Origin of the sequence: Cupriavidus sp. NPDC089707 (assembly GCF_044748965.1) — a bacterium.
GTDB lineage: Bacteria > Pseudomonadota > Gammaproteobacteria > Burkholderiales > Burkholderiaceae > Cupriavidus.
In genome coordinates, this window is sequence record NZ_JBIVHB010000061.1 from 1 (window position 1) to 1,595 (window position 1,595).

A 1,595-nucleotide genomic window follows, 5' to 3' on the forward strand; every position below is an offset into this window, starting at 1 on the left:
CCCCTACCCAGGAACCTGAGCTAACTCATTGTTTTTGCTGGCACGAGATTCAAGCCATGTTTGAGCGCGAGCTTGCGTAGCACGCGTTGTTCGGTTTGCGCCGTGCGGGCCTGGTAGCGTTGCAGGCCTTGTTCGACGTAGCTGGAGCCTTTGACCATGGTTTGCCAGAACAAGGCGGCGAGCTTGCGGGCGAGCGCCTTGTTGGCGATGAGCCCGCCGCGGCGGGCCTTGAGGCGGCGATAGAAGCCACCCAGCGCCTTGTCGACGCTGTTGGCCAGGCTGCGGGCCATCTGGCAGAACAGTTGCCCGGTACGGTTGCGGTGGCGGGACTGCTGGGCGTGGCGCTTGCCACTCTGGTGGGCGCCGGGCGCGAGTCCGGTCCATGCGGTGAAGTGCTTTTCACTGGGCCAGCGGCTCAGGTCGGTGCCGACCTCACCGATCACCAACAGCAGCGAGTAGTCGGCCAGCCCGGGCAGCTGGGTGGGATCATTGCCACCGCACAGCCGCAGCAGCATGCGGTGCAGCCCGTCGATCTTGGGCGTGTGCGTGCCGCCCGGCTTGGCCGGTGAGGCGGGGCCATCGTCATGGGGCGGGCCGCTCAGTTCGCGCAGCACCTGCTCGATGGCGCGATCGCATTCGCTGATCTGGCTCTGGTAGTGCTGCCAGCTGTGCAAGGCCTGGCGCAGCGCAAACAGGTGTTCGTCCTTCCACATGCCGCGCAGCGACTCCTTGACCCGGTCGCCCTTGTGCTTGCGGATCTGCGCATCGCACAGCGTCAGCAGGTAAGCGGGGTCGCGCCGGCCGGCCAGGATGGCTTTGATGACCTTGAGCCCGCTGACCCCGGTGAGGTCGCTGATGACCGCATGGAACTTGATGTTCATGCGCTCGAGCGCCTTTTGCATGTGCTGTACATGGCTGGCGGCCATCGTGATGTGGTCCTGCCGCAGGCGCAGGTAGTCCTGCAGTTGGCGGATTTCGGCTGGGGGCACGAAGCCCGAGTGCAGCAGGCCGTGCGCATGCAGCGTGGCCAGCCACTGGCAGTCGGCCATGTCGGTCTTGCGTCCGGGCAGGTTGCGCACGTGCCGGCCGTTGACCACCAGCACGGTCATGCCGGCGGCCTCCAGCGCGCCGTACAGGTACAGCCAGTACACGCCAGTCGCCTCCATGGCCACCGAGCGCACGCCCTGCTCGTGCAGCCAGTCGGCCAGCGCCGACACCTCCTGGGTCATGGTGCCAAAGACCCGCGGGGTGTCGCCGCCAATCGACACGTGCAGCTTCTCGCTGCCCACGTCGATGCCTGTGGCGTGCTCATCCAATACCGGTAGCGTTTTCATTTGTGGCCTCCTCTTGCGCGGAAGGCTCGGCGCCAACGTGCCCGGCAGACACAGAATGGGAACAAACCTACCCAGCGGGAAGCTAACGACGCTCACCAAACAAGCCAAATGTCATCTGCCGGAGCCAGTCTCTCCCACGGGCAACAGAATGTGCACCAGAGGGGACGCGGCCACACTGCGCGTCAAAACCGAGCATCAACCACTGTACTACCGGTTCCTGGCGGCAAGCCGGCATGAGGGGCATGCAGTCATCTCTCCCGC

The 1,595-nt window shown here is 65.3% G+C and carries 1 protein-coding gene; it reads right to left on the reverse strand.

All coding sequences use genetic code 11. The features are described 5' to 3' along the window. Positions 1-20: 20 nt before the first annotated feature. Positions 21-1,334: an IS110 family transposase gene (locus ACIP1U_RS32585; protein WP_400324065.1), complete on the reverse strand. Its 1,314-nt coding sequence runs from the start codon at positions 1,332-1,334 to the stop codon at positions 21-23. Positions 1,335-1,595: the final 261 nt, after the last annotated feature.

Bases quoted from the DNA above. Each gene is read 5' to 3' on its own strand.
- ACIP1U_RS32585 (WP_400324065.1), bottom strand. From the start codon at position 1,334: ATGAAAACGCTACCGGTATTGGATGAGCACGCCACAGGCATCGACGTG.